Origin of the sequence: Bacillus sp. 22190, from assembly GCF_052045575.1 — a bacterium.
GTDB classification, from domain to species: Bacteria; Bacillota; Bacilli; order Bacillales; family Bacillaceae; genus Bacillus; species Bacillus altitudinis.
The window spans coordinates 130,026-153,682 of the sequence record NZ_JBQEPF010000008.1; the positions used below are offsets into that span (position 1 = coordinate 130,026).

Annotated in this window: 28 protein-coding genes, 2 riboswitches and 1 other annotated feature; of the genes, 7 read left to right on the forward strand and 21 right to left on the reverse strand. The window is 41.6% G+C overall.

Annotated features, from left to right (window positions below; all coding sequences use genetic code 11):
* Nucleotide 1: 1 nt before the first annotated feature.
* The 3 genes from ACTJKA_RS12940 to ACTJKA_RS12950 form a co-directional block, all read right to left on the reverse strand.
* Nucleotides 2–688 (reverse strand): response regulator transcription factor, encoded by a 687-nt coding sequence (locus ACTJKA_RS12940; protein WP_008346176.1) that lies wholly within the window; start codon nt 686–688, stop codon nt 2–4.
* A gap of 199 nt (nt 689–887) precedes the next feature.
* Entirely contained in the window at nt 888–1,091 is a 204-nt protein-coding gene (locus ACTJKA_RS12945; RefSeq protein ID WP_008346178.1) for a helix-turn-helix transcriptional regulator, read from the reverse strand.
* 1 nt (nt 1,092) lies between these two features.
* Nucleotides 1,093–1,395, reverse strand: a complete 303-nt coding sequence (locus ACTJKA_RS12950; RefSeq protein WP_008346180.1) for a hypothetical protein — start codon at nt 1,393–1,395, stop codon at nt 1,093–1,095.
* A gap of 460 nt (nt 1,396–1,855) precedes the next feature.
* Between ACTJKA_RS12950 and ACTJKA_RS12955 the strand changes: the two genes are divergently transcribed.
* From ACTJKA_RS12955 to ACTJKA_RS12965, 3 genes are all read left to right on the forward strand, one after another.
* Nucleotides 1,856–2,815, forward strand: a complete 960-nt coding sequence (locus tag ACTJKA_RS12955; RefSeq protein ID WP_007498796.1) for a S8 family peptidase — start codon at nt 1,856–1,858, stop codon at nt 2,813–2,815.
* A gap of 112 nt (nt 2,816–2,927) precedes the next feature.
* Nucleotides 2,928–3,120: riboswitch (cobalamin riboswitch) on the forward strand.
* Nucleotides 3,121–3,276: 156 nt separating this feature from the next.
* Nucleotides 3,277–5,565, forward strand: a complete 2,289-nt coding sequence (metE, locus tag ACTJKA_RS12960; protein WP_046343358.1) for a 5-methyltetrahydropteroyltriglutamate--homocysteine S-methyltransferase — start codon at nt 3,277–3,279, stop codon at nt 5,563–5,565.
* A 141-nt stretch (nt 5,566–5,706) separates the two neighbouring features.
* Nucleotides 5,707–6,177, forward strand: coding sequence for a nucleoside deaminase (locus tag ACTJKA_RS12965; RefSeq protein ID WP_135226801.1), 471 nt, complete (start codon nt 5,707–5,709; stop codon nt 6,175–6,177).
* A gap of 76 nt (nt 6,178–6,253) precedes the next feature.
* Here ACTJKA_RS12965 and ACTJKA_RS12970 read toward each other — a convergent pair whose 3' ends face one another.
* On the reverse strand, nt 6,254–6,670 hold the full coding sequence (locus tag ACTJKA_RS12970) for an organic hydroperoxide resistance protein (protein ID WP_046343356.1): 417 nt from the start codon (nt 6,668–6,670) through the stop codon (nt 6,254–6,256).
* A gap of 161 nt (nt 6,671–6,831) precedes the next feature.
* Here ACTJKA_RS12970 and ACTJKA_RS12975 point away from each other — a divergent pair, with 161 nt between their 5' ends.
* A complete protein-coding gene (locus ACTJKA_RS12975) occupies nt 6,832–7,278 on the forward strand; it encodes a MarR family winged helix-turn-helix transcriptional regulator (protein ID WP_008346188.1) in 447 nt (148 codons plus the stop codon).
* A 33-nt stretch (nt 7,279–7,311) separates the two neighbouring features.
* On the opposite strand, the gene ACTJKA_RS12980 is transcribed toward ACTJKA_RS12975, so the two are convergent.
* From ACTJKA_RS12980 to purU, 6 genes are all read right to left on the reverse strand, one after another.
* Entirely contained in the window at nt 7,312–7,740 is a 429-nt protein-coding gene (locus ACTJKA_RS12980) for an organic hydroperoxide resistance protein (protein ID WP_017367099.1), read from the reverse strand.
* Nucleotides 7,741–7,922: 182 nt separating this feature from the next.
* Nucleotides 7,923–8,057, reverse strand: a complete 135-nt coding sequence (locus ACTJKA_RS12985) for a hypothetical protein (RefSeq protein WP_008346190.1) — start codon at nt 8,055–8,057, stop codon at nt 7,923–7,925.
* Nucleotides 8,047–9,183 (reverse strand): tetratricopeptide repeat protein, encoded by a 1,137-nt coding sequence (locus ACTJKA_RS12990; protein ID WP_008346192.1) that lies wholly within the window; start codon nt 9,181–9,183, stop codon nt 8,047–8,049. The genes ACTJKA_RS12985 and ACTJKA_RS12990 overlap by 11 nt, the downstream gene beginning before the upstream one ends.
* Before the next feature lie 125 nt (nt 9,184–9,308).
* Entirely contained in the window at nt 9,309–10,556 is a 1,248-nt protein-coding gene (locus ACTJKA_RS12995) for a glutamate-5-semialdehyde dehydrogenase (RefSeq protein WP_017359123.1), read from the reverse strand.
* A gap of 12 nt (nt 10,557–10,568) precedes the next feature.
* Nucleotides 10,569–11,666 carry a glutamate 5-kinase gene (proB, locus tag ACTJKA_RS13000; protein ID WP_420952177.1) on the reverse strand — a complete coding sequence of 366 codons (1,098 nt, stop codon included), beginning with the start codon at nt 11,664–11,666 and terminating at the stop codon, nt 10,569–10,571.
* A gap of 56 nt (nt 11,667–11,722) precedes the next feature.
* Nucleotides 11,723–11,941 (reverse strand) — a binding site (T-box leader).
* A 43-nt stretch (nt 11,942–11,984) separates the two neighbouring features.
* A complete protein-coding gene (purU, locus tag ACTJKA_RS13005) occupies nt 11,985–12,887 on the reverse strand; it encodes a formyltetrahydrofolate deformylase (protein ID WP_007498809.1) in 903 nt (300 codons plus the stop codon).
* Between the two features lie 163 nt (nt 12,888–13,050).
* Here purU and ACTJKA_RS13010 point away from each other — a divergent pair, with 163 nt between their 5' ends.
* Nucleotides 13,051–13,236, forward strand: a complete 186-nt coding sequence (locus tag ACTJKA_RS13010) for a hypothetical protein (RefSeq protein ID WP_440607790.1) — start codon at nt 13,051–13,053, stop codon at nt 13,234–13,236.
* A 33-nt stretch (nt 13,237–13,269) separates the two neighbouring features.
* Here ACTJKA_RS13010 and ACTJKA_RS13015 read toward each other — a convergent pair whose 3' ends face one another.
* The gene (locus ACTJKA_RS13015) at nt 13,270–13,584 is read right to left on the reverse strand and encodes a DMT family transporter (protein ID WP_025207223.1); all 315 of its coding nucleotides are present in this window, start codon (nt 13,582–13,584) and stop codon (nt 13,270–13,272) included.
* On the reverse strand, nt 13,581–13,910 hold the full coding sequence (locus tag ACTJKA_RS13020; protein WP_024719620.1) for a DMT family transporter: 330 nt from the start codon (nt 13,908–13,910) through the stop codon (nt 13,581–13,583). Before ACTJKA_RS13020 ends, ACTJKA_RS13015 begins: the two co-directional genes overlap by 4 nt.
* A 66-nt stretch (nt 13,911–13,976) precedes the next feature.
* Nucleotides 13,977–14,086: riboswitch (guanidine-I (ykkC/yxkD leader) on the reverse strand.
* A gap of 199 nt (nt 14,087–14,285) precedes the next feature.
* On the opposite strand from ACTJKA_RS13020, the gene ACTJKA_RS13025 reads away from it, so the two are divergent.
* Complete coding sequence (locus ACTJKA_RS13025) at nt 14,286–15,329, forward strand: bifunctional transcriptional activator/DNA repair enzyme AdaA (RefSeq protein WP_025207222.1); 1,044 nt, start codon at nt 14,286–14,288, stop codon at nt 15,327–15,329.
* Between the two features lie 18 nt (nt 15,330–15,347).
* Here the strand turns inward: ACTJKA_RS13025 and ACTJKA_RS13030 are convergent, their stop codons facing one another.
* The 5 genes from ACTJKA_RS13030 to ACTJKA_RS13050 form a co-directional block, all read right to left on the reverse strand.
* Nucleotides 15,348–15,893 (reverse strand): GNAT family N-acetyltransferase, encoded by a 546-nt coding sequence (locus ACTJKA_RS13030; protein WP_046343353.1) that lies wholly within the window; start codon nt 15,891–15,893, stop codon nt 15,348–15,350.
* A gap of 17 nt (nt 15,894–15,910) precedes the next feature.
* A complete protein-coding gene (locus ACTJKA_RS13035; protein WP_007498817.1) occupies nt 15,911–16,399 on the reverse strand; it encodes a small multi-drug export protein in 489 nt (162 codons plus the stop codon).
* Nucleotides 16,400–16,709: 310 nt separating this feature from the next.
* Complete coding sequence (locus ACTJKA_RS13040) at nt 16,710–17,462, reverse strand: HAAS domain-containing protein (protein ID WP_341298308.1); 753 nt, start codon at nt 17,460–17,462, stop codon at nt 16,710–16,712.
* Between the two features lie 4 nt (nt 17,463–17,466).
* A complete protein-coding gene (locus ACTJKA_RS13045) occupies nt 17,467–17,793 on the reverse strand; it encodes a PadR family transcriptional regulator (protein WP_019743451.1) in 327 nt (108 codons plus the stop codon).
* A 114-nt stretch (nt 17,794–17,907) separates the two neighbouring features.
* Nucleotides 17,908–18,429 carry an acyl-CoA thioesterase gene (locus ACTJKA_RS13050; protein ID WP_048001636.1) on the reverse strand — a complete coding sequence of 174 codons (522 nt, stop codon included), beginning with the start codon at nt 18,427–18,429 and terminating at the stop codon, nt 17,908–17,910.
* Nucleotides 18,430–18,608: 179 nt separating this feature from the next.
* Between ACTJKA_RS13050 and ACTJKA_RS13055 the strand changes: the two genes are divergently transcribed.
* Nucleotides 18,609–19,469 (forward strand): dimethylarginine dimethylaminohydrolase family protein, encoded by an 861-nt coding sequence (locus tag ACTJKA_RS13055; protein ID WP_060780993.1) that lies wholly within the window; start codon nt 18,609–18,611, stop codon nt 19,467–19,469.
* A 63-nt stretch (nt 19,470–19,532) separates the two neighbouring features.
* Here ACTJKA_RS13055 and ACTJKA_RS13060 read toward each other — a convergent pair whose 3' ends face one another.
* Genes ACTJKA_RS13060 through ACTJKA_RS13075 form a run of 4 tightly spaced genes read right to left on the reverse strand, consistent with a single transcriptional unit; the run spans nt 19,533 to nt 23,425 of the window.
* On the reverse strand, nt 19,533–20,501 hold the full coding sequence (locus ACTJKA_RS13060; protein ID WP_060780992.1) for an ABC transporter ATP-binding protein: 969 nt from the start codon (nt 20,499–20,501) through the stop codon (nt 19,533–19,535).
* On the reverse strand, nt 20,491–21,408 hold the full coding sequence (locus ACTJKA_RS13065) for a C40 family peptidase (RefSeq protein ID WP_181891790.1): 918 nt from the start codon (nt 21,406–21,408) through the stop codon (nt 20,491–20,493). The genes ACTJKA_RS13060 and ACTJKA_RS13065 overlap by 11 nt, the downstream gene beginning before the upstream one ends.
* Complete coding sequence (locus tag ACTJKA_RS13070; protein ID WP_268357735.1) at nt 21,408–22,487, reverse strand: dipeptide epimerase; 1,080 nt, start codon at nt 22,485–22,487, stop codon at nt 21,408–21,410. Before ACTJKA_RS13070 ends, ACTJKA_RS13065 begins: the two co-directional genes overlap by 1 nt.
* Nucleotides 22,484–23,425 carry a S66 peptidase family protein gene (locus ACTJKA_RS13075; RefSeq protein WP_017367085.1) on the reverse strand — a complete coding sequence of 314 codons (942 nt, stop codon included), beginning with the start codon at nt 23,423–23,425 and terminating at the stop codon, nt 22,484–22,486. The genes ACTJKA_RS13070 and ACTJKA_RS13075 overlap by 4 nt, the downstream gene beginning before the upstream one ends.
* Nucleotides 23,426–23,657: the final 232 nt, after the last annotated feature.

Genomic DNA, 23,657 nt, shown 5'->3' on the forward strand with positions numbered 1-23,657 from the left:
TTTATCCTTTCATCACATAACCCACACCTCTCACTGTGTGAATCAATTGTTTTTCAAACGGGTAATCGATTTTTTTCCTTAAATAGCGAATATAGACATCAACCACGTTCGTGTCACCAAAATAGTCAAAACCCCAAACAGCTGTTAAAAGCTGATCTCTTGTGAGCACTTGCTGTTGATGTTTCAATAAATGAACAAGCAGGTCATATTCTCTCGGTGTCAGCTCAAGCGTCTGACCGCCTCTTTGAATTTCTCTTGTTTTCTCATTCACCGTTAAATCTGCAATACTTAGCTCAATTTCCTTTTCCTCTTGCGCATTGTGATTGAACCTCAGCTGTGCACGAATTCGCGCTAATAATTCTTCTATGTCAAAGGGTTTTGTAATATAATCGTTTGCCCCAAGATCAAGACCGCTGACCTTATCGGGAACACTTCCTCTTGCGGTAATCAAAATGATCGGTGTTGCCGTATTTGTCTTTCGAACCCTTCTAAGCACTTCAAGTCCGCTTAATTCTGGAAGCATGACATCTAGAAGCACTAAATCAAAACTCTCCTCCTCGAGCGCCTGGAGCCCTTTCATCCCTGTATCTTGGACTGTGACCTCATATCCTTCATATTCAAGTTCTAATGACAGCACTCTTGCAATTTTCTTTTCATCTTCGACCACGAGTATCTTCCCTTTGTTCATCTCTATCTCTCCTATCTAAAAGGCAAGCTTGTCTTTCCATTATTATATGTTGCCTTTCTCCATTGGAACAGTCACAATCTTCATATCTTATTTTTCATGAATGAGGAATTGTTATGTAATATGGTTGATTTTTATTTTCAGCTGATCCTTTCACATTACACAAATCAACAAAAAAAGCCTCTTTTCTGAGGCTGGTCCCTTACTTCTTTTTAGGTTGACTGACAAAAAGCTCATCTACAGTCGTATTCAAAACAGAGGCGATGTCAAAGGCTAATTGTAAAGTAGGGTCGTACTTATCGTTTTCAATGGCATTGATGGTTTGTCTCGAGACCTTACACCGTTTAGCAAGTTCTTCTTGGGATAATTTAATGGATTTCCTTAGTTCTCTTATATGATTTTGCAATTTAATCACCATATTTTTTTCTGTATATGAGTAATGTAACTAAATATATGACCGAAATCACAGTTAGGAACATGATGGGAGAAATCCCAAACCCCTTATCAGAATTGTTCCCCTGGGTCGTTAAAAATATAGACTTTGCGACTTCTAATAAAAGCATACCGATGACCACCATAAATGCATACGATTGAGCTTTTGAGTAGATAAATCTCTTTCTTTCATCACCCTTTTGAATCATAGGCGCGATAAAGATAAACAATCCGACCACTAATAAGATGACTGAATACACGACTTTTACAACATCCAACGGTTAGTCCCCTCCCAATCAAAATGTCAAATACTTTTTACATTTCAATCATATCATCCACTTAAAAAATGTCAAATACTTTTTACATTCTAAATTCTTTCGATCATTATAATGGAAAAACAATCATCCGCACATGGCATGTACCTTTTTCTTTTCTGTCATCATCTATCTTTTTATATGATTGCTTTTTCGCTCTGCCTTTTTTAGTTCTTTTCACCCATTTTCATCTATACAGGTGCAAGCTCACTATGCAGCATTTCCTTCTTTTTCATATGATACTAAGAGTTTTCCTCAAAAGGTGACTTCTTTCGGCAAGATATGAGGAGAACTGCACAATGAATAATTATTTGATTATTTGAAAAATTATTACAATTGACCCTTTCCGATCAAACATTTGTTTTATACAATAACATTACGCAACCTGAATCTACTTTGAAAACAAAATAAGGAGGGCTTTCTTATGAAAGGTGAAATTCGCTTAATTCCGTATGAAGTAAAAGCCAATGTGATGGAAGCGAAAGAGACGCCGGAAAGTATTCAGGAGATTAAAGCACCCGAACTTTGGTCAAGTGGCTTCAAAGGAAAAGGCATAACCATTGCTGTCCTTGATACAGGTTGCGACACGGAGCATCCCGATTTAAAAGATCAGATTATCGGAGGAAAAAACTTTACCGATGATGACAATGGAGATGCTGAGAATGTAAAAGACTACAACGGGCATGGTACCCATGTATCAGGAACGATTGCAGCAACGGATCAAAATGGCGGCATTTTAGGTGTTGCGCCTGAAGCCAAGCTGTTGATCGTAAAAGTTCTTGGAGGGAAAAATGGCAGCGGGAAATACGAATGGATTATCAATGGCATTAACTATGCGGTTGAGCAGAAGGTTGATATCATTTCCATGTCTCTCGGTGGGCCAAGCAATGAACCAGAACTGCAAAAGGCCATCCAACATGCGGTAAGCAGCGGTGTGCTTGTTGTCTGCGCAGCAGGAAATGAAGGTGACGGAGACGAGCGTACTGAAGAGTTCTCCTACCCAGCTGCATACAATGAGGTCATTGCCGTCGGCTCTGTCTCTCTTGCAAGAGAATCCTCTGAATTCTCCAATGCGAATAAAGAAATCGACCTCGTCGCTCCAGGTGAAGACATTTTATCCACTCTCCCTAACCATAAATACGGAAGACTAACAGGCACTTCCATGGCTGCCCCTCATGTGAGCGGTGCACTCGCCATTATTAAAAATGCCGAAGAAGAAGCGTTCCAGCGTAAGCTGACAGAACCTGAGGTATATGCTCAGCTCGTACGAAGAACCCTTCCGCTAAAACAATCGAAAACCCTTGTAGGAAACGGGTTTTTATATTTAACTGCACCAGATGTGCTTCTTGAGAAAACATTGGAAGCAGAACTTTTGTCTCTATAGGTACATTTTAGGTCCTGAGAAAAGATAGAATTTTCTCAGGATTTTTTTAATTAAAATTATTCAAAATTTACTTTGACGAAATGAAGTGAACGTTATATAATCGAACACAATAAATTCATAGTTTGAGAGTCGGTAATTCGATCACACGTCGAATTTTAATTGGGAAGACCGGTGAAAATCCGGCGCGGTCCCGCCACTGTAAGTGAGGAGAGCTTTTCGTTAATAATCCACTGTCATGAGGATGGGAAGGATGAAAAGCTTGCAGATTCGCGAGCCAGGATACCAGCCGCTCTATCACATCAAACCCCCTACGGTTGATAGGAGATGTCGGAAAAGCGTTCGTCATTGATACTTACGCCTTCTTTCGCACACACATTTTGTCTTTTTAAACCAGACATTTGCCCTCATCAATCTTGATCATGAGTGTGAGTGTCTTTTTATATTTAGAGGAGGAATTGGAATTGACAATTGTTAAAACAAGTAATCTAGGTTTCCCGCGAATTGGTTTAAACAGAGAATGGAAAAAAGCACTTGAGTCTTATTGGAAAGGTCAAACTGACAGAGAAACCCTCTTAAGCACACTCGATGAACAATTTTTAGCCGCTATTAAAACTCAAATTGATCAACAAATTGACGTTGTTCCTTCTGGAGACTTTACCTTCTATGATCACGTGCTGGATACTGCCGTTATGTTCAATTGGATTCCAGAGCGCTTCCGCAGCTTGAAAGACCCGCTAGATACATACTTTGCGATAGCAAGAGGAACAAAAGATGCTGTCTCAAGTGAAATGACAAAATGGTTTAATACAAACTATCACTACATCGTTCCAGAATACGAAAAAAGCACAGAATTCAAACTCACACATAACAAACCGCTTGAAGCATACGAAAAGGTGAAAAAAGCGTTCGGTGTTGAAACAAAACCTGTCGTCCTTGGTCTTTATACATTTGTTTCTCTTTCTAAAGGCTATGAAGCCAATGAAGTGAAAGAGATTCAGCAGCGCCTAGTGCCGCTTTATACTCAGTTGTTAAAAGAACTTGAAGAAGCCGGTGTAAAATGGGTTCAAATTGATGAGCCTGCTTTAGTCACAGCTTCAAGTGAAGACGTGAAAGCAGTAAAAGCCATCTATCAAACGATTAAAGAAGCTGTACCTGCCTTAAACGTTCTCCTTCAAACATACTTTGACTCAGTAGATGCCTATGAAGAGCTTGTCACGTATCCTGTTGAAGCCATCGGTCTTGATTTTGTCCATGATCAAGGACGAAACCTTGAACAAGTGAAAAAACACGGCTTCCCAAAAGATAAAATTTTAGCAGCCGGTATCATCGACGGCAGAAATATTTGGAGATCAGATCTAGGAGAAAGATTATCGTTTATTTCTGAAGTAATTGCTGACGTGCAGCCGAAAGAAGTATGGCTACAGCCTTCAAGCAGCCTGCTACATGTACCAGTTGCAAAACATCCGAGCGAACAGCTTGAAGAAAAACTATTAAACGGACTTTCTTATGCCACTGAAAAGCTGGCTGAATTAACGCTATTAAAAGAAGGCTTATCAAAAGGAGCGGCTGCCATTGATGCAGACATCCATGCAGCAAATGAAGCACTTCTGACGTTAAAAGAATTCGCGAAAGGAACGAATGCGGACCTGACAGCAGAGCGCAACAGTCTTTCATCAAAAGATTTTAAACGTCCAGTTGCTTTTGAAGAACGACTACGCATTCAAAATGAATCTCTTGAACTGCCGCTTCTTCCAACCACAACAATCGGAAGCTTCCCTCAGTCAGCTGAGGTGCGCAGTGCTCGTCAAAAATGGCGCAAAAATGAGTGGACAGATGCAGAGTATGATGAATTTATTAAAAAAGAAACAAAAAGATGGATTGATATTCAAGAAGAGATTGGCCTAGATGTACTCGTTCATGGAGAATTTGAACGTACAGACATGGTTGAATACTTCGGTGAAAAACTCGCTGGATTTGCCTTTACAAAATTCGCTTGGGTTCAATCTTATGGATCACGCTGCGTGAAGCCGCCGATCATTTATGGAGATGTAGAATTTACAGAGCCAATGACAGTGAAAGAGACGGTTTACGCTCAAAGCTTAACAGAGAAAAAAGTCAAAGGAATGCTGACAGGGCCTGTCACGATCTTAAACTGGTCTTTCCCAAGAACAGATATCTCTCGTAAAGACATTGCCTTCCAAATCGCTTTTGCTTTACGCAAAGAGGTAGAAGCGTTAGAAGCAGCGGGTATTCAAGTGATTCAAGTGGATGAACCTGCGCTAAGAGAAGGTCTTCCTTTAAAAGAGAGTGATTGGGCAGCATACTTAAACTGGGCAGCAGAGTCATTCCGTCTATCGACATCGTCTGTTCAAAATGAAACGCAAATTCATACACATATGTGCTACAGCAATTTCGAGGATATTGTTGATACGATTGAAGACCTTGATGCAGACGTGATTACGATTGAACATTCACGCAGTCATGGCGGGTTCCTCGATTATTTAGAAAAACACCCGTATTTGAAAGGCCTTGGACTTGGGGTATATGACATCCACAGCCCGCGCGTTCCAGCTGTTGAAGAAATGAGTAAAATCATTGATGATGCACTGAACGTCTGTCCGACAGATCGCTTCTGGGTCAACCCTGACTGTGGACTGAAAACAAGACAAGAACCTGAAACCATTGCTGCTTTGAAAAACATGGTGACAGCTGCTGAAGTCGCTCGTAAAAAGCTAGCGCAGCACGCATAATGGACTCACTCTTCCCCTGCTGAACATTTGGCAGGGGTTTTTATGCGTAAATTGTCCTGTTCGATCTCCTCCTACAATGATTCCTTTTCTATCATGATTCGTTTATACTAGAGAAGTCAGTCGAACAAAGGGAGGAAGACAATGAATCACGAAGCTTTTTTACAACGCGCAATTGATCTTGCAGTAGAAGGAGTAAATAGTGGCACAGGCGGCCCTTTTGGAGCGGTCATTGTCAAAGACGGTCAGATTATTGCAGAGGGAAGCAACAATGTCACAACGAGTAATGATCCAACCGCACATGCAGAAGTGACAGCCATTCGAAAGGCGTGCCAAACACTACATACATACCAATTAGAAGACTGTATTTTGTATACAAGCTGTGAGCCTTGTCCAATGTGTCTTGGTGCTATCTATTGGGCTAGACCAAAGGCCGTATATTTTGCCGCTGGACACAAGGATGCAGCGACTTCTGGTTTTGATGACTCCTTTATTTATGAAGAAATCAACAAAGAATACGAATCAAGAAACATTCCATTTTACCAGCTGCCCCTTCAAAAAGCCCTTGCTCCATTTGAAGCATGGGACACATACGACAAAAAGAAAGAATATTAAAAAAAGACACCTGCTCCACAGCAGGTGTCAGTAGATTGTTGACAAAGGGCTAAATTTTAGCCCTTTTTTCTTTTCATTATTCCGCCACTTCAAGCTCTACTTCGATGTTTCCTCTTGTTGCTTTTGAATATGGACAGAATTCATGTGCAGCCTCAACAAGCTCTTTCGCTTTGTCATGGTCAAGCCCTTTAGCGGAAACAATCAGCTTCACGCCAAGTTTAAAACCGCCATCACTTTCATCTTTTAATAGACTGACATGTCCTTCTACTTCTGATTCAATTTCGACACCTTGCTTCTTGGCGACTTGTTCAAGCGCCCCTCCGAAGCAGGCCGCATAACCCGCTGCAAATAATTGCTCAGGATTCGTACCAGTTTCTCCATCTTTCTTTGCGTTTGGCATCACAATGTTGTGGTCAAGCACACCATCATCTGAACGAACATGTCCTGCTCTTCCGTGCTGTGCTTTTACTTTTGCAGTAAATAATGGTTTCATCTTGATCTCCTCCTTCTTCTACTTATACCTTTCACGTTCTATTCGTTGCTCAAACATTTATGGCACATTGAAGAATTTTTCATTTTTAGTCTGTATTTATTTTAAAAAGGAAGAAAATCTTATACAATGATAAGTATGACAAAAAATAGTTGGTGACAGATATGACAAATGAATTTGAACATATGAAGCTGGAAAATCAGCTTTGTTTCTTGTTATATGCAAGTTCAAGAGAAATGACGAAGCAGTATAAACCATTATTAGAAGAGTTAAATATCACATACCCGCAATATTTGGCACTGCTTTTGTTATGGGAGCATGGGACATTAAATGTGAAAACAATGGGAGAGCTTTTATATTTAGACTCCGGTACACTCACACCTATGCTAAAACGAATGGAACAAAATGGACTCATCATCCGCGAACGTTCGAAAGAGGATGAGCGTTCGGTCCAAATTCGTTTAACAGAATACGGAGAAGCTTTACAAGAGAAGGCCACTTCGATTCCATTTCAAATGCTGTCTGGAACAGGCAGATCAGAAGAAGAGCTGAAAACACTTCGCGCTTCTTTACATGAGCTTTTGCAAAAATTAACACAATCAAAAGGCTGAGGGAATATTCCCTCAGCCTTTTTTTGATGTTTATTATTGAGCGACAGCTACTAATTCTACTTCAATGTTTCCTTGCGTTGCTTTTGAGTATGGGCAAACGCCGTGTGCTTTATGAACAAGTTCATCAAGTGCAGATTGCTCAATGCCAGTTCCTTTTACTTCTAATTTGACACCTAATTTGAAACCGCCGTCTGAACTGTCTTTGACTAAGCTTACATGTGCCGTTACTTCACTTTCAAAACGGATACGCTCTTGTCTTGCGACCATTTGAAGGGCTGAATCAAAACATGCAGAATAGCCCGCTGCGAATAATTGCTCTGGATTCGTTGCTTTCTCAAGCTTTTTCGCTCTTGGCGTTCCTGGCATTGCTACATCATGCTCTAGTACACCATCTGTTGAAACAACCTTACCTTCTCTTCCTCCTACAGCTGATACCGTTGCAGTAAATAAAACTTCTGACATGAATATAACCCTCTTTCGCTCTATTAATGTTTTCTACAATTGAATTGTACACAATTTAAATTCAAGAGTCAATGAAAAACACTCACTTTCATCTTTCCTCCATTTATTATTTTTATGAATGTACATCGCACGATGATGGAACCAATCAAGGCAATTAAAAAAAGCCCTTTAAAAAGGGCTTTTTAGATCGTGATATGCTGCGGATTCGGTTTTTCTAGCGTATGGTTTCTGTTATCGGGGTCGGCATTAGGTGATGTGATCCATAATGCCAAGATCGTGATGCTTGTACAGACGACTGCCCATTTTTTAAAATTCATATAAACAATCCCCTCTCTGAATATAGATACGAGCATGTTCCGCTTCCCCATAGAACATGGAAGATTTTTCATAATCCTCCATTTCATTATAATACTTTGCGGTGTCTAAAGCCAGCTCTTCTATATCTGGATATGCATAGGAAGATTCTAAAAAATGGAAAATTCGTTTAATATGCTCTGCATCTTGTCGTAAGTACAACGCTTCTAAAAAAATGGTCTTCTGAATATGAATGTCATCCTGCAGAGCTTCTGCTCGTTTCATACATTCTTCTCTGTAATATAATGCTTCATTGTTTTTACCTTGTTTGTATAAGATCTGAGCGGCTGTATAAAGAGGGTCTATCGATCGACGAAGATGATCAGATTGGTTTTGATCAAATAATGAGATGGATTCTTTCATTAAGTCGAGTGCGCGGTTCAAGTCTCCCATTCTGTAATAGCTGTTGCCCATATTAAACAAAGAAGAAGCAATAAAACGCACATTCTGAAAGTCTCTTGACCTTGCAAGTGCTCTTTCGAGATGTGGCAATGCCTTTTCATGCCTTCTCATATCATCATAATTACCGGCTACAATAAATTCACACTGAATGGTACGAAGCGCATATAGTTCGTGCTGAATATAGACATCCAGCGCTAGTTTGGCATGGTGCATCGAAATGTGTGTTTGTTTCATGTGATAATATATTTCTGACATTTTAAAATGAAATTCTGCACGTTCAATATCGTCGGATACAAAAGAAAGCTTGTGCTCTGCCTTTTGATAGGACGATATGGCAGCAATGTACTCTCTCCTGCCGAACTCATACATGCCTCTGAAGAAATGATAGTAATATTCAAGCATGCCTGTGACATGCGTTTGATGCTCATCTATTTCTTTCGAAAGCTCGGAAAAGTTGGCGCGAAGCTTTCCTTCCTTTAATGGCTTTAAATAATCGAGCATGACCTCATGCCTGAATTCCATTAAAGAAAAATAGAGAAGCAAATTCTGATCTTCTTCCATTGAATCAAGAGAGGTGCGAATTTCCTGCTTTAACTGTTCTGCTTGTTCTGAATCAAATCTGCGGATTAATTCATACCACTTGTTGATTTTCACTCCAATATCCGAAGAGGGAATGATTTTCGCCATACGTTGCCTTCTCCAATCTTCTCAAAATATAAAACATTACCATATTTTATCATACTTGACCGGAGAAATACAAAAATGAAAGGAAAAAGAGAGCCTTGTGCGATAAGACTCTCTTTTTGGATTGGTTATTCTCTTATTTGTCCTTGACCACGAATCACAAATTTTTCAGAGGTTAGGGCTGGCAGACCCATTGGTCCTCTAGCATGCAACTTTTGTGTGCTAATGCCGATTTCCGCTCCGTAGCCAAATTCAAAGCCATCTGTAAACCGGGTGGATGCATTATGATACACAGCGGCAGCATCAACGGCTGTTAAGAAAAGTGCCGCATGCTGCTCGTTTTCCGTAATGATCGCTTCAGAATGCTTAGAGCTATACATTTGAATATGCTGTATCGCCTCTTCCATGGTCTTTACGGTTTTAATACTGACAATCGGCGCTAAAAATTCCGTTTCAAAATCAGTGGCCTTAGCTAATGTGGCACTCGGTGCAAGTGCACATACTGCTTCATCGCCCCGTATCTCTACACCATGTGTCTGAAGTGCTTCAAAGAGCGAAGCGCCATGTTCTTTTGCCCATGTTTCATGAATGACAATGCTCTCAATGGCATTACAAACAGATGGTCTTTGTGTTTTCGCATTCAGAACAATTTGTTCAGCCATTTCTTTTTGGGCTGTTTCATCAATGTAAATATGACAATTCCCTGCACCCGTCTCCAGTACTGGAACAGTAGACTCTCTCACAACAAGATCAATTAAATGTTTCCCGCCGCGTGGAATAAGGACATCTAGATAGTCATTTAAAGTGAACAGGGTTTTAGCTGTCTCACGGCCTGTATCTTCAATCAATTGTACACTGTCTACTGGAATATCCGTTGGTTGCAGCGCTTCATGAATGACTTTCACAATCGCTTTATTACTATGAATGGCCGATGAACTTCCTCGAAGAATCACAGCATTTCCAGTTTTCAAGCAAAGAGTGGCCGCATCGACTGTCACGTTTGGTCTTGCTTCGTAAATCATCCCAACCGTTCCAAGAGGCACACGTACTTTTTCAATGAAAAGCCCGTTTTCTTTTTGAATGGTTTCTAATGTTTCACCAATTGGGTCTTTGAGCTGAATGAGTTGATGCGTAGCGTCTGCAATCGCTTCAATTCTCTCTTCTGTTAATGTAATTCTGTCGATCACAGATGGCGTGAACTCTTTGTCTATAGCCGCCTGAACGTCCTTTTGGTTCTCGGCAATTAAATAAGCTGAAGATGCTTTTAATGCTTTTGCAATAGCGTCTAATGCAGCATTCTTTTGTTCAGTCGTTTTTAATAGCAGCTGATCTTTGGCTGCACTTGCCTTTTTTGCTTTTTCTAGAACTTCATTCATCGTTTTCCCTCCTCAGTTTTGTATGTGCTGAACCCAGTGATCTCGGTGAATGACTTCAGGTTTTTCATGAGAAAGCTCATGACTTCGCATCCCTTTGATGCCAAGAAGCTCATCAGAATCATACAATGTTTGTCCTTTACCGACTAATCCGTTTGGACCAACGACTTCGACGACCTCTCCTTTAGAAAATTCACCAGCTACATCAATGACACCAGCTGGAAGAAGACTTCTTCCATTATGCAAAATCGCCGTCTCTGCCCCCGCATCAATCATGATCTTCCCAGAGACTGGTGAGTGGAATTGAATCCATTGGCGACGGTTATTGACTGATGATAAGTCTTGTTCACCAATATATGTGCCGTTTCCTTGACCAGCGAGAATGTGAAGAAGCTTGTCTTCTCCTGCACCTGTGCCAATGAAGACTTTAACGCCAAGGGAGAGAGCTGTTTGTGCAGCTGAAAGCTTAGATTTCATCCCGCCTGTTCCAACCTTTGAACCCGTACTCTTCGCATATGAGAACAATTCATCTGAAATGTGAGTCAGCACATCAAACCGCTTCGCATCAGGATTCTCACTTGGATTGGCATCATAAATTCCGTTGATATCTGTTAAAATGATCAATTGGTCTGCATGAATTAAGCCACTGACCAGTGCTGATAACATGTCATTATCACCAAAGGTAAGCTCCTCGATGGACACAGAATCATTTTCATTAATGATCGGTAAAATTTTTCTTTCGAGCAGTTCCATCATCGTTGCGTAAGCATTTCGATATCTTGTACGATCTGAAAAGTCATTACGTGTTAAAAGCATTTGTGCAGGCGTCATCTGAAACTGTGAAAATAGTTCTGTGTATTTCTGCATTAACAAGCCTTGACCAACGGCAGCAGCAGCCTGCTTTCCTTTTAAGGTCACAGGTCTTGACGGATATCCTAAACTGCCAAATCCCGCCGCAACGGCACCTGACGAAATGAGAATGATTTCATGACCTGCCTCTTTTAGCTTTGCGATGGCTTTGACATGATCCTGCATTTTGTGTTCATCAATGGCTCCCTTTTGCTCTGTTAATGAACTGCTACCAATTTTTATGACGATCCTTTGCTTTTTCATCATTGATTCCCTCCGCTATACCTTTCACCACATAAAAAATCCCTTTTTCTCCTTATGTAAAGGACGAAAAAGGGATTTTCCGTGGTACCACCTTCATTGAATAAGCATACGTCTGCTTATTCCACTCAACTCCTGTAACGCCAGGCATGCGCTTAGATTTTTCCTCTAAGGCTCAAAGGGTAGGTTCAGCAGCTGTCTGCGGCAAATGTTTCAGCATGTCATTTGCTCTCTTTACACAGCAGGTCCTGCTTACTATTCCTTCTCAACGCTCGTTAATTTTTTTATATTATCACCAATTGCTTCAGAAAAGTCAAGCGGTCAATTAAACACAATCGTTTTATTCTCATGGACAATGATTCGATCTTCTAGATGCCATTTGACAGCTCGGGCAAGCACGCTGCGCTCAATCGTGCGGCCAATATTTTTTAATGCCTCTGCATCATCTCTATGATCTACCCGCTCAATATCCTGTTCAATGATTGGCCCTTCGTCTAAATCATTTGTCACGTAATGAGAAGTCGCACCAATTAATTTGACTCCCCGCTCGTATGCCCGCTTGTATGGGTTTGCACCGATAAACGCTGGCAGGAAGGAATGATGAATATTGATGATTTTGTTCGGATGCTGTTCAATAAAGGCTGGCGTCAAAATTTGCATGTATCTAGCAAGCACAACCGCATCAATATCATATTCTTCTAATAATGCAAGCTGCTGTTTTTCTGCATCTTGGCGAATGTCTTTATTTGCTTTCACGAAGTGGAATGGAATGCCGAGTGCTTCGACTGTATCTTTTGCCGTTTCATGATTGCTGATGACAACCGCTATTTCAGCCATTAAATTACCGCTTTGCCATTCCCATAAAAGTTCATGTAAACAATGAAGCTCTTTGGACACAAAGATCGCTAGCTTTTTCAGATCACTTGCACGCGACATGCTCCATGTCATGTGAAATGATTGCGCAATTGGCTCAAAACTGCTTTTCAATTGATCTAAGTTGGCAGAAATGTCTTTCCAATCAAATTCAATTCTTAAAAAGAACCGGCCGCTCTCATGATCTGTTGTGTATTGACTAGATTCAATGATGTTTGCTCCATGTTCAAATAAAAAAGTAGAAACAGCTGACACAATACCAGGCTGATCCGGGCAGCTGACTAAAAGCCTTCCTTTTTGCTCATGCTTTTGTCTGTGTAATTCAAGTTTCTCTGTAATCAATGTTCTCATGTCTTATGACCTCATTTACATTTTTCATTCTAATGAAATATTATACTGGACTGGAAAGAGAAAAAGCAATTAAGCGTCGTATTTTTTATTGAATATTCATTCAATTCTGCACCTGGCGTGATATAATATGAATAGACCTTTTATCACAAAAGGAGTGATGGAGATGAAAAGCATGACTTTGTTTGGTAAAGTGAGCTTTTGGCTCGGCATCGTATGTCTAATCACGGGCATTTATCTATTTATGACCGGAGAAAGACTCATTCCTTTACTTACATTTGGTGTATGTTTTCTGCTTGTGAGTCAGCTTTACCGCAAAAATGAAAACGATCCCAATCATCATTCGATGTAGCAAAAAGGCTGGCACATGTTTGCCAGCCTTTTCTTATTCAATGATTTTCAACCCGACCGCTGCTGATAAAATGAGTGCGATAAAGAAAATACGTTTTGCGTCTTTCGACTCACCATAAAACATCATCCCAACAATCGCTCCTCCAGCTGCTCCGATTCCTGTCCAAATCGCATACGCCGTTCCCATCGGAATTGTATTCATCGCAAGAGACAGCATCAAAAAGGATAGCGAAAATCCAGCTGCTATGAAGAAAATCCATTTAACATGGCGATCTTTCTGGAATTGATTCATCATGGTGACACAAAGCATTTCTAAGATGCCTGCCCCAATGAGTAAAAGCCAGCTCACGATTCAGCCTCCCCTTTCTTTTCACCTGTGGTCAATTTGAGTCCTAATACACCGCTTAAAAGCACCATGATCAAAAGTAATTTTACTAGCTGTACCGGCTCACCCATGACCATCCCTACTATGACCGTACCGGCTGTTCCAAGTCCGGTGAAAACGGCGTAAAGTGTGCCAACTGGAAGTACCGTCGTGGCTTTCAGGAGTAAATAAAAGCTGACAACAATACAAACGATGGTTGCACTCCATTCCAATATAGAGCCAGCATATTTCAACCCCATCACCCAGCCGACTTCAAATACGGCTGCAATCAAAACATTTCCCCATTTCATTCGATCTCTTCCTTTCTTACCGATTCCAAGCAATAAAAAAAGCCCGGAAATCGATCGTTTGATCAAATCTCCCGGGCTTTTATCCCTCCGTGTCCATACGGTCTATTGTCTAGACCCTATGTGTTTTCTCTCGGTCCAGACTGCGCTGCCCGCACGGAACCCTAGAAAACCAATTCATGATAATCAGATCTAGCATACAGCCGATTCTGTATGAAAAAGTGTATCACACCCTGATATGCCGGTCTACCACTTTGCTTTTTCCCTTCAAATATACTTGTTCATTTTTCGAAAGAAAGTGGATGAAAGCGAAGTATACTAAATGTTAGAAAGAGGAACGACCACATCACTGATATAATAAAACAAGAGGTGGATCAAATGATGATGACCGACGAACAAAAACACGAATTTTATCAAGCACTTATTGATAAGAATCCGCAATATGATGGCACGTTTTTTGCTGGTATTAAAACAACCGGCATCTTCTGCCATGCCACGTGCACTGCTAGAAAACCAAAATATGAGAACTGCGAGTTTTTCTTTACAGCAGAGGAGGCGCTGCTTGCAGGGTATCGGCCGTGTAAGCGATGCACGCCTTTAACATATCCTAACAGCATTCCAGAAGAAGTCAAAACACTTGTATCAGCAGTTGAAGAGAGTCCTGAGAAACGGTGGAAAGAAGAAGATTTTCGCCAATTAGGGATTCACTCTGCAACAGCTCGGAGAAAATTCAAAGAAATCTATGGAATGACCTTTGTTCAATATGCTAGATCACGCCGAATGGGGCTAGCGTTTAAAGAGATTCTGAACGGAAAAAAAGTCATTGATCAGCAAGTCACCTTCGGTTACGAGTCTTCCAGTGCCTTCAATGATGCCTTTACGAAAATCATGGGGAATCCACCCAAAAAGGCGCAAGTCAATATTTTGCATGCGAATTTTATTTCTACTCCGATTGGGCGGATGATGAGCATTTCAGATGCAACCCATGTGTATTTGCTTGAATTTATGGACAGGCGAGGATTAGAAAGAGAAATTGAGAACATCAGAAAAAAACATCATGCCCGTATTTTAGTTGGAGAAACAAACGTCCATCAGCAATTAGCAAAGGAATTGGCCTTATATTTTGAAAAGAAACTCACGCAGTTTACTGTGCCACTTGCTATACATGGCACCCCTTTTCAGAAAAGGGTATGGGATCTTCTATTACAGATTCCGCCAGGCGAAACGAGATCGTATCGAGATCTTGCCATCATGCTTGGCGATCCCCATTTGGTTCGGGCAGTTGGAAATGCAAATGGTGCCAATCAGTTGGCCATCATCATTCCTTGTCACCGAGTCATTCAAACAAGCGGTGAACTTGGCGGATATGGCGGGGGAATCGAACGAAAGAAATATTTACTTCAGTTAGAACAGCGTCTATAAAAGAAAAAGCGGCTCTCCTTATGATTCAAGCGAGCCGCTTTTTCCGTCACGAGTAACACTGTAAACATCAATCATTTGATCCCATTTTGAAATGGTTTTTTCTTTTTTCATCCCCATTTTCATTGCGACCTTGACTGACGCTTCATTGTCAGGGCGAATTAAGCTGACCATTCGCCTCACCTTCATTTCGTCAAAACCATACGCAAGACAGCCTTTTGCAGCCTCAACAGCATATCCTTTTCCCCATGCCGATCTCTTTAGCATATAGCCAATTTCAAGCTCTGTTTGTCCTTCGACGTTTTGGAGAACAATTCCGCTTTGTCCAAGTGGTTCTTTCGTTTCTTTTTCTTCAATGATCCACAGGGATGTATGGTACGTGCGGTCATTCTTTTGATTCCAAGCAATCCACTCTTTTGTCTGCTTTTCATCCTTTAGTGAAGGATAATACTTCATGACCTCTTCATCTTGGAACAGCTTTTCATATAAAAAAGGCGCATCGTCTTCATCCATTGTTCTCAGTCTGAGGCGCTCTGTTTCAAGCACGATCCGTGTTTGATGTGCCATTTTTTATCCCCCCCTGCTTACTTGCTAAAAATATCTCCGAACAACCCATTTGAATCTGGGGCAAAGTAATGGAACCCCGCACCCGTTAAACTAGCAGCTAATGCGGTCCACATGATTAAACTGACCGTCATCCACACAGTGACTTGTTTTCTTTTCGTACCGAAGCTCATACACATAAAAGCCGCTAAATGACTGCCAATAATAAAAGGACCAATAAGTGCCAGACCAGGGAGACCGTACCGTTCCCAAACCTTTCTGGCTTTCAGCTGTTTTTTCTCTCCTTTTTCATCATGTTTCTCCTCTTTCCTCTTCAGCCACCACGCTTTAAATCGGTCCACGAAGACGATGAGTAGCAAGACGGTAAGAAAGTTGCCGACGAATCCAATAACTGCCGTTGTCACAGGATGCAGACCACTTAAAATCCCTAGCGGAACGACACCAACCACTTCAAAGAAAGGTAAAGCAGCCAATATAAAAACGAGTACATACCCCCATACAATATCCAATCACAGAACCCCTTTTCATTTTTGTCCTCTTCTTATTGTAAAGAAAAATGTGATCCCATATCTACATTTTTTTAGAAAAAGAAAAGCACATCGCAAGTGATGTGCTCCAGATTGTTGACAAAGGGCTAAAATGAACTTTATTTTAGCCCTTTGTCTTCTTTTCAGCTTGATAGAAAACCTTTGCAGCCCTAGGAAGGACGAGTACTGGCGCGGAGCGAATTTGACATTCGTGAGCACCAGCACGCAGGACTGACAAAGAATGCGAGGGTTTGTCTACACGCTGAAGCACATCGCAAGTGATGTGCTCTATTTACATTAAATGTTCATTTTTTTTGTTTGTTTTCCGTAAAAAAGCGATTGTGAGCAAGACTAAAATCACAATGGATACCAGACTTGTGAAAAGAAGCATGAGAGGCGATGTCCATCCAAGCCATTCGAATAGGAGTTGCGGTCCAAAGAAGATCAACGGAATGAGCGACATCATATTCGCCTTTAATATAGCATTCAATAAGACAATACACAGCAGCAACAGAAGAATGACGCCCCATCTTTGGCTCGAGGTCAGCACAAGTAAAGGAGTACCAAGTTTTTGGTCCAATAATTTCACTGTGATCAAGGCTGTCATCTGAAAAACACCTAATATCCAAAAGTAAAAGAATGCCCTCCTGCTTGTTTGAAAGGCAGAAGCTCTAAACATCACAATGGTCATGATCACATTGGCCACTATGATGAGCGGATAACCAATGAGTGCATACCAAGAATACGATAAACTTTGACTGATGGCATCTGCTAACATCATGTAAAAAAGAGATCCAATTAAAAAAGCACTGACAAACGGAACCCAGTCTTTATGATTTCTAGAGAGCTCTTTCGCTAGCTCATCAGCAAAGCCCCGTGGATCTCCGCCAAATACATCTTCCCCTGTTTTCCCATCTTTCTCAGCTTCGACAGCGTGTGTCGTTAATTCATCCATCACTTCGTCGATCTCGTCCTGATTTTTCCCTTTTGATATGAGATAGAGTTGCAGCTCTAATAAGATGTGTCTCGTTTCTTTTGTTACCATCTTCTCACTTCCCTTTATGTAATAATCGCTCTACATTCCCTGACAGCTCATTCCATCGCATGGTAAAATCTGTCAGCGCTTCTTCGCCTCTTTGTGTGAGCGTATAGTATTTCCTTTTCGGCCCGCTCGCCGATGCTTTTGTGGACGTACTGACCAGCTGTTCTTTTTGCATACGCAGCAAGATCGGATAAATACTTCCTTCACTAATCTGATCAAATCCATAGTGCGCAAGCTTCTTTGTCATTTCATATCCATAAATTTCACCTTCAGAAATAATGGACAGTAGGCATCCCTCTAAAATTCCTTTTAGCATTTGTGTTGATTGCGTCATCATCAATCCTCCGCTTTCAGTACCTTGCATGACAAGATAGTTTGATCTTACCACACACTATCTTGCTATGCAAGATACTGACCTAGAAAAAAATCACCGCATAAAGGGTGATTTTTACGCCCAAGGCTTATCCGTCCCAAGTGCGTCAGCCAAAGCTTTACTATGCTTTCGGCGGCTTTTTCTTTCCTCTGCCCGCTGCTTCGCTGTTTGATGAAGCATGATTTCTTCATCTGTTTCCGGCATGACTTGTGGAACTCGTTTTGGCTTCCCGTTTTCATCCAGCGAGACAAAGGTAAGAAATGAAGTTGCTGCGAGTCTGCGTTCTCCAGACATCAAGTTTTCTTTAATGACTTTGACGAATACTTCCATAGAAGATGTGCCGACCCATGTCACATAAGATTCTAAGCAGACGGACTCTTTCTGTCCAATCGGCTCTAAAAAATCAACTGAATCCATTGATGCGGTGACTGTTTCACTACGGCTGTGTCTTGCTGCCGAGATGGAAGCAATGTCATCTATATAACTCATTAATTTCCCGCCAAATAACGTTTGGTGGTTATTCGTATCGAGGGGGAATACCCTGCTGGTTTTCACAACTTTTGATTCCTTGCAGTATTTGAAATTTTCTTCACTCATCGTCATAGCTCCTTCTTGCTGTTTTCGTTGATGCGGAACGACTTTTATTAAACACTATTCTATTAGGTTTGTCTAAACTTTTTGCTTTAGTCTCTCATGAGAGATTTTCTTTCGGAAATGTTTCAACATTTACTAGAAGGAGGAATAATATAACTATCGATAAACAAGGAGGCCCTTTGATGGATTCTATGAAATCAGAGAAAGTGTATAAAACGCCGCAATGTATGAGTGAATATGATGATTTACAAGAAGTCCTCTTATGCAGTCCAATTTATATGGAAATTAAACAGATCATCAATGAAACCCAAAAGCATTTTGCAAGAGAAAATATTTCTCAAATCAAAGCCCTCACGCAGCATAAGCAATTCATCCAAACGCTGAAAAACCATCATGTCCGGCCTGTCCTTCTTCCTGCAAATGAACGTTTCCCTGAACAAGTCTTCACTCGGGATATTGGATTTACAATTGGACAGACTTTATTTGTTTCAAACATGGCAGCCCCTGTCAGACAAGGAGAAGAACATTCCTTAAAAGAATGGGCACAGACAAAAGGATGGACAACCATCACGCTGGATGATGGAACGATTGAAGGCGGCGATGTGCTTGTAGACCAAACACGGGTATTTGTGGGGATCAGCAAAAGAACAAATCTAGCCGCCATCCAGCAGCTCAAAAAAGAACTGCCGAATCACGACATCATTCCTATTCATCTTCCTTCTCACATTTTGCATCTTGATTGTGTGATGAATATTCTTTCTCATCATGAGATCTTGATTTACCCTGAAGCTTTTACGGAAAAGGATCTTCATATGCTCAAAAAGCAGTATGATCTCATTGAAATAAGTGAGCAAGAGCAGTTCACACTTGGACCAAATGTGTTGTCCATTGGTCAGAAAAAAGTCATCAGCTTACCAATCAATCAAGAAACAAATGCTGCATTAACAGCACGCGGCTACACCGTCATTGAAGTAGATTTTTCAGAAATCATTAAATCAGGCGGCTCTTTTAGATGCTGTACATTACCTATTAGGCGTTCATAAAAGCCAAAAAGCCAGCTTGTATTTACTCGCTGGCTTTTTAAACGCTTGTCTACTTCCCTTTATCTATTTCCTATCATATAAATGACAGGCCACTTCATGCCCATCTTCGACTGCTTGTAATACTGGTTTCTTGTCCGCACATACATCCATTGCAGCAGGACATCTTGTCCGAAATACGCAGCCGCTTGGCGGATTCACTGGACTTGGAATTTCTCCCTTTAAAATAAACCGCTTGCGTTTATCTTCCACATCAGGATCTGGAATCGGGATAGCAGACAGCAATGCTTGTGTATATGGATGAAGCGGTGTTTTATATAAAGCATCACTGCTGGTCATCTCCACGAGATGCCCTAAGTACATGACACCGATTCGATCGCTAATATATTTGACCATCGATAAATCATGGGCAATAAATAAAAACGTCAATCCTTCTTCTTTTTGCAGTTTTTTCAGCAAATTCACGACCTGAGCTTGAACGGATACATCTAGTGCAGAAATCGGCTCATCTGCCACAATAAACTTTGGCGATAAGGCTAGTGCTCTAGCAATCCCTATTCTTTGCCTCTGACCTCCGCTGAATTCGTGAGGATAGCGTGTAGCAAAATCATGACTTAGCCCCACCGCTTCAAGCAGTTCCTTCACACGCTCGAGCCTTTTTTTTTGACTGCCATACAATTGGTGGATCTCCATCGGTTCTAGCATAATATCTTTTACAGAGAGCCTAGGATTTAAAGAAGAATACGGATCTTGAAACACCATTTGAATTTGCCTATTGAAATCAAATGATTCTCGGTTCGATAAGTGATGGAGACTTTTCCCTTCATACAAAGCTTCACCTTCTGTCGGGTCATAAAGCCGCATGAGCACTTTTCCAAGTGTAGATTTACCGCAGCCTGACTCACCAACAAGACCAAAGGTTTCGCCTTGTTTCAGCTGAAAGGTGACACCATCTAATGCTTTTAACGTTCTTCCTTTCGATAGATGAAAATGCTTTTTTAAGTTGTTGACTTGCAGAAGTGGTTCACTTCCCATCACATCTCCCCCTCTCAGCTTTCAAATACCGCCTTGTTCCTGCCCATTCCTGTTCATATGAAGTACCAGAAAGAGAAAGAAGTTCAATCTGTCTGCCCGTTTTAGGCGAGTGAAGCATCATGCCATCTCCAGCATACATCCCTACATGGCGAACTGCTCCCTTCCCATTGTCATTGGCAAAAAACATGAGATCACCTGGCGCCAAATGGTTTGATGCGACTGGAGTTCCTTGAACTGCTTGGTCACTTGCGTCTCTCGGTAATACACATCCACACGCTTTGTACATGCTGTAAACAAAACCCGAACAGTCGTAGCCATAGCTACTCATGCCGCCCCACAAATATGACAGTCCAATAAATTGTTTTCCTATGGCTAAGGCATCCTTACCGCTCATAGAAGAAGGTGATGAAGCGCGGCGCACATCTTCTTTTTTGATTTCTCTTCTTCCTACTGGAGTTAGAACATCAAAGGAATCGCTCATTTCTTCAACAGGTACTAGTTCTGTTAAAAAACTAACCTCCATATCCGGTGTTCCGTTTTGATATAAAACCGCTTTTTTCTGACAAACAATCAAGGGACTAGCAGGTGGTTCACTCTCTGATACTTCATTTAATTGCTCTACAGGGATATAACCTGGGTAGCCTTGCGGGTGTTTCCGGCTCGCCTGCTGAGGGATGACAACTTTCATCCAGCCATTTGTCTCCTCCAGCCCAATGACTCGTTCGCCGAGCAGTACTTGGGTTTGAATAAGGTTTTCTTCACATAAGGCCAATTTCTGTTCATATGTTTGCTGATCAATCCATTCTTTGATCTGGACGGAGCTTTGAAGAACGTGTCGATCCATTTCTCTCGGCGACTGCGGTGCTGTCCATATATTTGCGACTGGAACCTTTGATTCATATAACATCATAAGACCCCTTTCACTCTTTGAATGCCTAACCCATGATGCGGCGGAAAGAGAATATCTTTTCCTTGATAGATAATTCCTCCGTCTATTAAGTCCTCTTTGAGCATAAGCGGCGCATCAAAATCATAACGGGTAATATTCGGCTGGCTTGCAGCAAGATGAGCGGCTGCGGTAATCCCTAGTTTTGATTCGATCATACTGCCAACCATGCACTTGACGCCGTATGCTTCTGCTAAACTATTGATTTTCAGCGCTTTTTTGATACCGCCTGTTTTCATTAATTTTAAGTTGATGAGATCACAGCTTCTCGTTTCTAACACCTTGATGGCATCATGGAGGCTAAAAATACTTTCATCTGCCATAATCAATGTGTCTGTTGCTTCCGTCACCCGGCGCAGACCCTCGATGTCTTCTTTAGGCACTGGCTGCTCGACTAGTTCAATATCGAATGCCTCCATTTTTCGAATGGCCACAACCGCTTCCTTCCATGTCCAGCCTTGGTTGGCGTCAAGCCTGATTTGAATATCCGGCCCGACTTTTTCTCGAATCCGTTTGATCCGCTGAATATCCGTATCTATATCATCTTTTCCCACTTTGATCTTTAAGGTACGAAAGCCTTCAGCTGCATATTGCTTCGCATCCTCTGCCATTTCTAGCGGACGGTTGACACTAACCGTGTAATCCGTTTCCAGCTGATCACGATAACCACCAAGATATTGATAAAGCGGCAGGCCAGCCTGCTTCGCTAAACCATCGTAAATCGCCATATCTATTGCAGCCTTTGCACTCGTGTTTCCTACAAGTACACGGTCGATCGCTGAAAAGATTTGTTCATATTGTGACAATGAGGCCCCAATCAAGATCGGCCTCATCACAGCGCAAATAGCATAGTCGATGCTTTCCAGTGTTTCACCTGTAATGACCGATGTCGGCACTGCCTCTCCGTAGCTGACATCACCTTGATCATAGGTGATGATCACAATAAGAGATGCGGCATCATACACCGTTCTTAATGCTGTTTTGAAAGGCTTCTTTAGCGGTACACTCGTTCTGCTTGTGCGAACATCTACGATTTTCATTTGATCGCCTCTTTCGCTGCAACACCTGGGGAAATATGCAGTTTTTTCCCTGTAGCATCTAATGTAGCCTGCACGCCGATTGGAATGGCGAAGTTTGGAGATGAATGACCGATCCGAAAGCCGCCAAGTGCAGGTTTCTGTTGCGGGACAATATACGTCTCCCATAGCTGATCGAGCGTTAACGACTGCTCTTTCTTTTTCGGCTCACATTGATGAAAATCACCAATGATAAATCCCGCCGCATCATGTAATTTTCCTGCAGATGCTAAGTGCTGCATCATTCGATCGATTTTATATGGTTCTTCGTCAATATCTTCTATCAATAAAAGCTTCCCCTTTGTATCAATTTCAAAAGGTGTACCAAGTGTCGTGACGATAAGGGCAAGATTTCCTCCGGTGATTTCGCCTGAAGCCGTGCCATGATAAAAAGTGTGAAGAGGTGACAGGTGGTTCGTATACGAAAAGGCTTTCGGAGTGAATAGCTGTAAAAAGGTATCTTTTGTATACGGATGAACCTCCTCAAGTCCCACATCAGAGGAGAGCATTGGACCATGAAAGGTCACAAGACCCGTCTGCTGCTGAATCGCTGTATGTAAAAACGTAATATCACTGTATCCCCAAAAGATTTTTGGGTTCCGGCGAATGAGGTCATAATCAATGGCTTCTGCAATTCTTCCTGTTCCGTAACCTCCGCAAGCACAAATCACTGCCTTCACGTCTGGATCTTGAAACATGTGATGAATATCTTCCACTCGTTCATGATCATGACCTGCTAAATAACCATACCGGGAGTCGATATACTTCCCCTTTTTCACCTTTAGCCCTAAGCTTTCTAAAAAAGAAATACCTCTTGCTAATTTCAGCTCATCAGGCGGGCTTGCTGGTGCAATGATTCCCACTGTATCTCCTGTTTGAAGTGCCACTGGCAGATGGTTCATGCCAATCCCCTCTTTCTCTTCGTTTCTTTCAATCTATGGGCATCTTCTTCATAAGATGAACAAATAAAGGAACAGACGCTTTTTTCAAAGCGTCCCAGATTGTTGACGAAGGGTTAAAATGAACTTTATTTTAACCCTTTGTCTTCTTTTCAGCGTGATAGAAAACCTTTGCAGCCCTAGGAAGGACGAGCATCGGCGCGGAGCGAATTTGACATTCGTGAGCACCGAAGCG

Excerpts from the sequence above, each read along its gene's own strand:
- ACTJKA_RS12940 (WP_008346176.1), bottom strand. The coding sequence starts at position 688 with ATGAACAAAGGGAAGATACTCGTGGTCGAAGATGAAAAGAAAATTGCA.
- ACTJKA_RS12955 (WP_007498796.1), top strand. The coding sequence starts at position 1,856 with ATGAAAGGTGAAATTCGCTTAATTCCGTATGAAGTAAAAGCCAATGTG.
- ACTJKA_RS12965 (WP_135226801.1), top strand. The coding sequence starts at position 5,707 with ATGAATCACGAAGCTTTTTTACAACGCGCAATTGATCTTGCAGTAGAA.
- ACTJKA_RS12970 (WP_046343356.1), bottom strand. The coding sequence starts at position 6,670 with ATGAAACCATTATTTACTGCAAAAGTAAAAGCACAGCACGGAAGAGCA.
- ACTJKA_RS12975 (WP_008346188.1), top strand. The coding sequence starts at position 6,832 with ATGACAAATGAATTTGAACATATGAAGCTGGAAAATCAGCTTTGTTTC.
- ACTJKA_RS12980 (WP_017367099.1), bottom strand. The coding sequence starts at position 7,740 with ATGTCAGAAGTTTTATTTACTGCAACGGTATCAGCTGTAGGAGGAAGA.
- ACTJKA_RS12985 (WP_008346190.1), bottom strand. The coding sequence starts at position 8,057 with ATGAATTTTAAAAAATGGGCAGTCGTCTGTACAAGCATCACGATCTTG.
- ACTJKA_RS12990 (WP_008346192.1), bottom strand. The coding sequence starts at position 9,183 with ATGGCGAAAATCATTCCCTCTTCGGATATTGGAGTGAAAATCAACAAG.
- ACTJKA_RS12995 (WP_017359123.1), bottom strand. The coding sequence starts at position 10,556 with ATGAATGAAGTTCTAGAAAAAGCAAAAAAGGCAAGTGCAGCCAAAGAT.
- proB (WP_420952177.1), bottom strand. The coding sequence starts at position 11,666 with ATGAAAAAGCAAAGGATCGTCATAAAAATTGGTAGCAGTTCATTAACA.
- purU (WP_007498809.1), bottom strand. The coding sequence starts at position 12,887 with ATGAGAACATTGATTACAGAGAAACTTGAATTACACAGACAAAAGCAT.
- ACTJKA_RS13010 (WP_440607790.1), top strand. The coding sequence starts at position 13,051 with ATGAAAAGCATGACTTTGTTTGGTAAAGTGAGCTTTTGGCTCGGCATC.
- ACTJKA_RS13020 (WP_024719620.1), bottom strand. The coding sequence starts at position 13,910 with ATGAAATGGGGAAATGTTTTGATTGCAGCCGTATTTGAAGTCGGCTGG.
- ACTJKA_RS13025 (WP_025207222.1), top strand. The coding sequence starts at position 14,286 with ATGATGATGACCGACGAACAAAAACACGAATTTTATCAAGCACTTATT.
- ACTJKA_RS13030 (WP_046343353.1), bottom strand. The coding sequence starts at position 15,893 with ATGGCACATCAAACACGGATCGTGCTTGAAACAGAGCGCCTCAGACTG.
- ACTJKA_RS13040 (WP_341298308.1), bottom strand. The coding sequence starts at position 17,462 with ATGGTAACAAAAGAAACGAGACACATCTTATTAGAGCTGCAACTCTAT.
- ACTJKA_RS13045 (WP_019743451.1), bottom strand. The coding sequence starts at position 17,793 with ATGACGCAATCAACACAAATGCTAAAAGGAATTTTAGAGGGATGCCTA.
- ACTJKA_RS13050 (WP_048001636.1), bottom strand. The coding sequence starts at position 18,429 with ATGAGTGAAGAAAATTTCAAATACTGCAAGGAATCAAAAGTTGTGAAA.
- ACTJKA_RS13055 (WP_060780993.1), top strand. The coding sequence starts at position 18,609 with ATGGATTCTATGAAATCAGAGAAAGTGTATAAAACGCCGCAATGTATG.
- ACTJKA_RS13060 (WP_060780992.1), bottom strand. The coding sequence starts at position 20,501 with ATGGGAAGTGAACCACTTCTGCAAGTCAACAACTTAAAAAAGCATTTT.
- ACTJKA_RS13065 (WP_181891790.1), bottom strand. The coding sequence starts at position 21,408 with ATGTTATATGAATCAAAGGTTCCAGTCGCAAATATATGGACAGCACCG.
- ACTJKA_RS13070 (WP_268357735.1), bottom strand. The coding sequence starts at position 22,487 with ATGAAAATCGTAGATGTTCGCACAAGCAGAACGAGTGTACCGCTAAAG.
- ACTJKA_RS13075 (WP_017367085.1), bottom strand. The coding sequence starts at position 23,425 with ATGAACCATCTGCCAGTGGCACTTCAAACAGGAGATACAGTGGGAATC.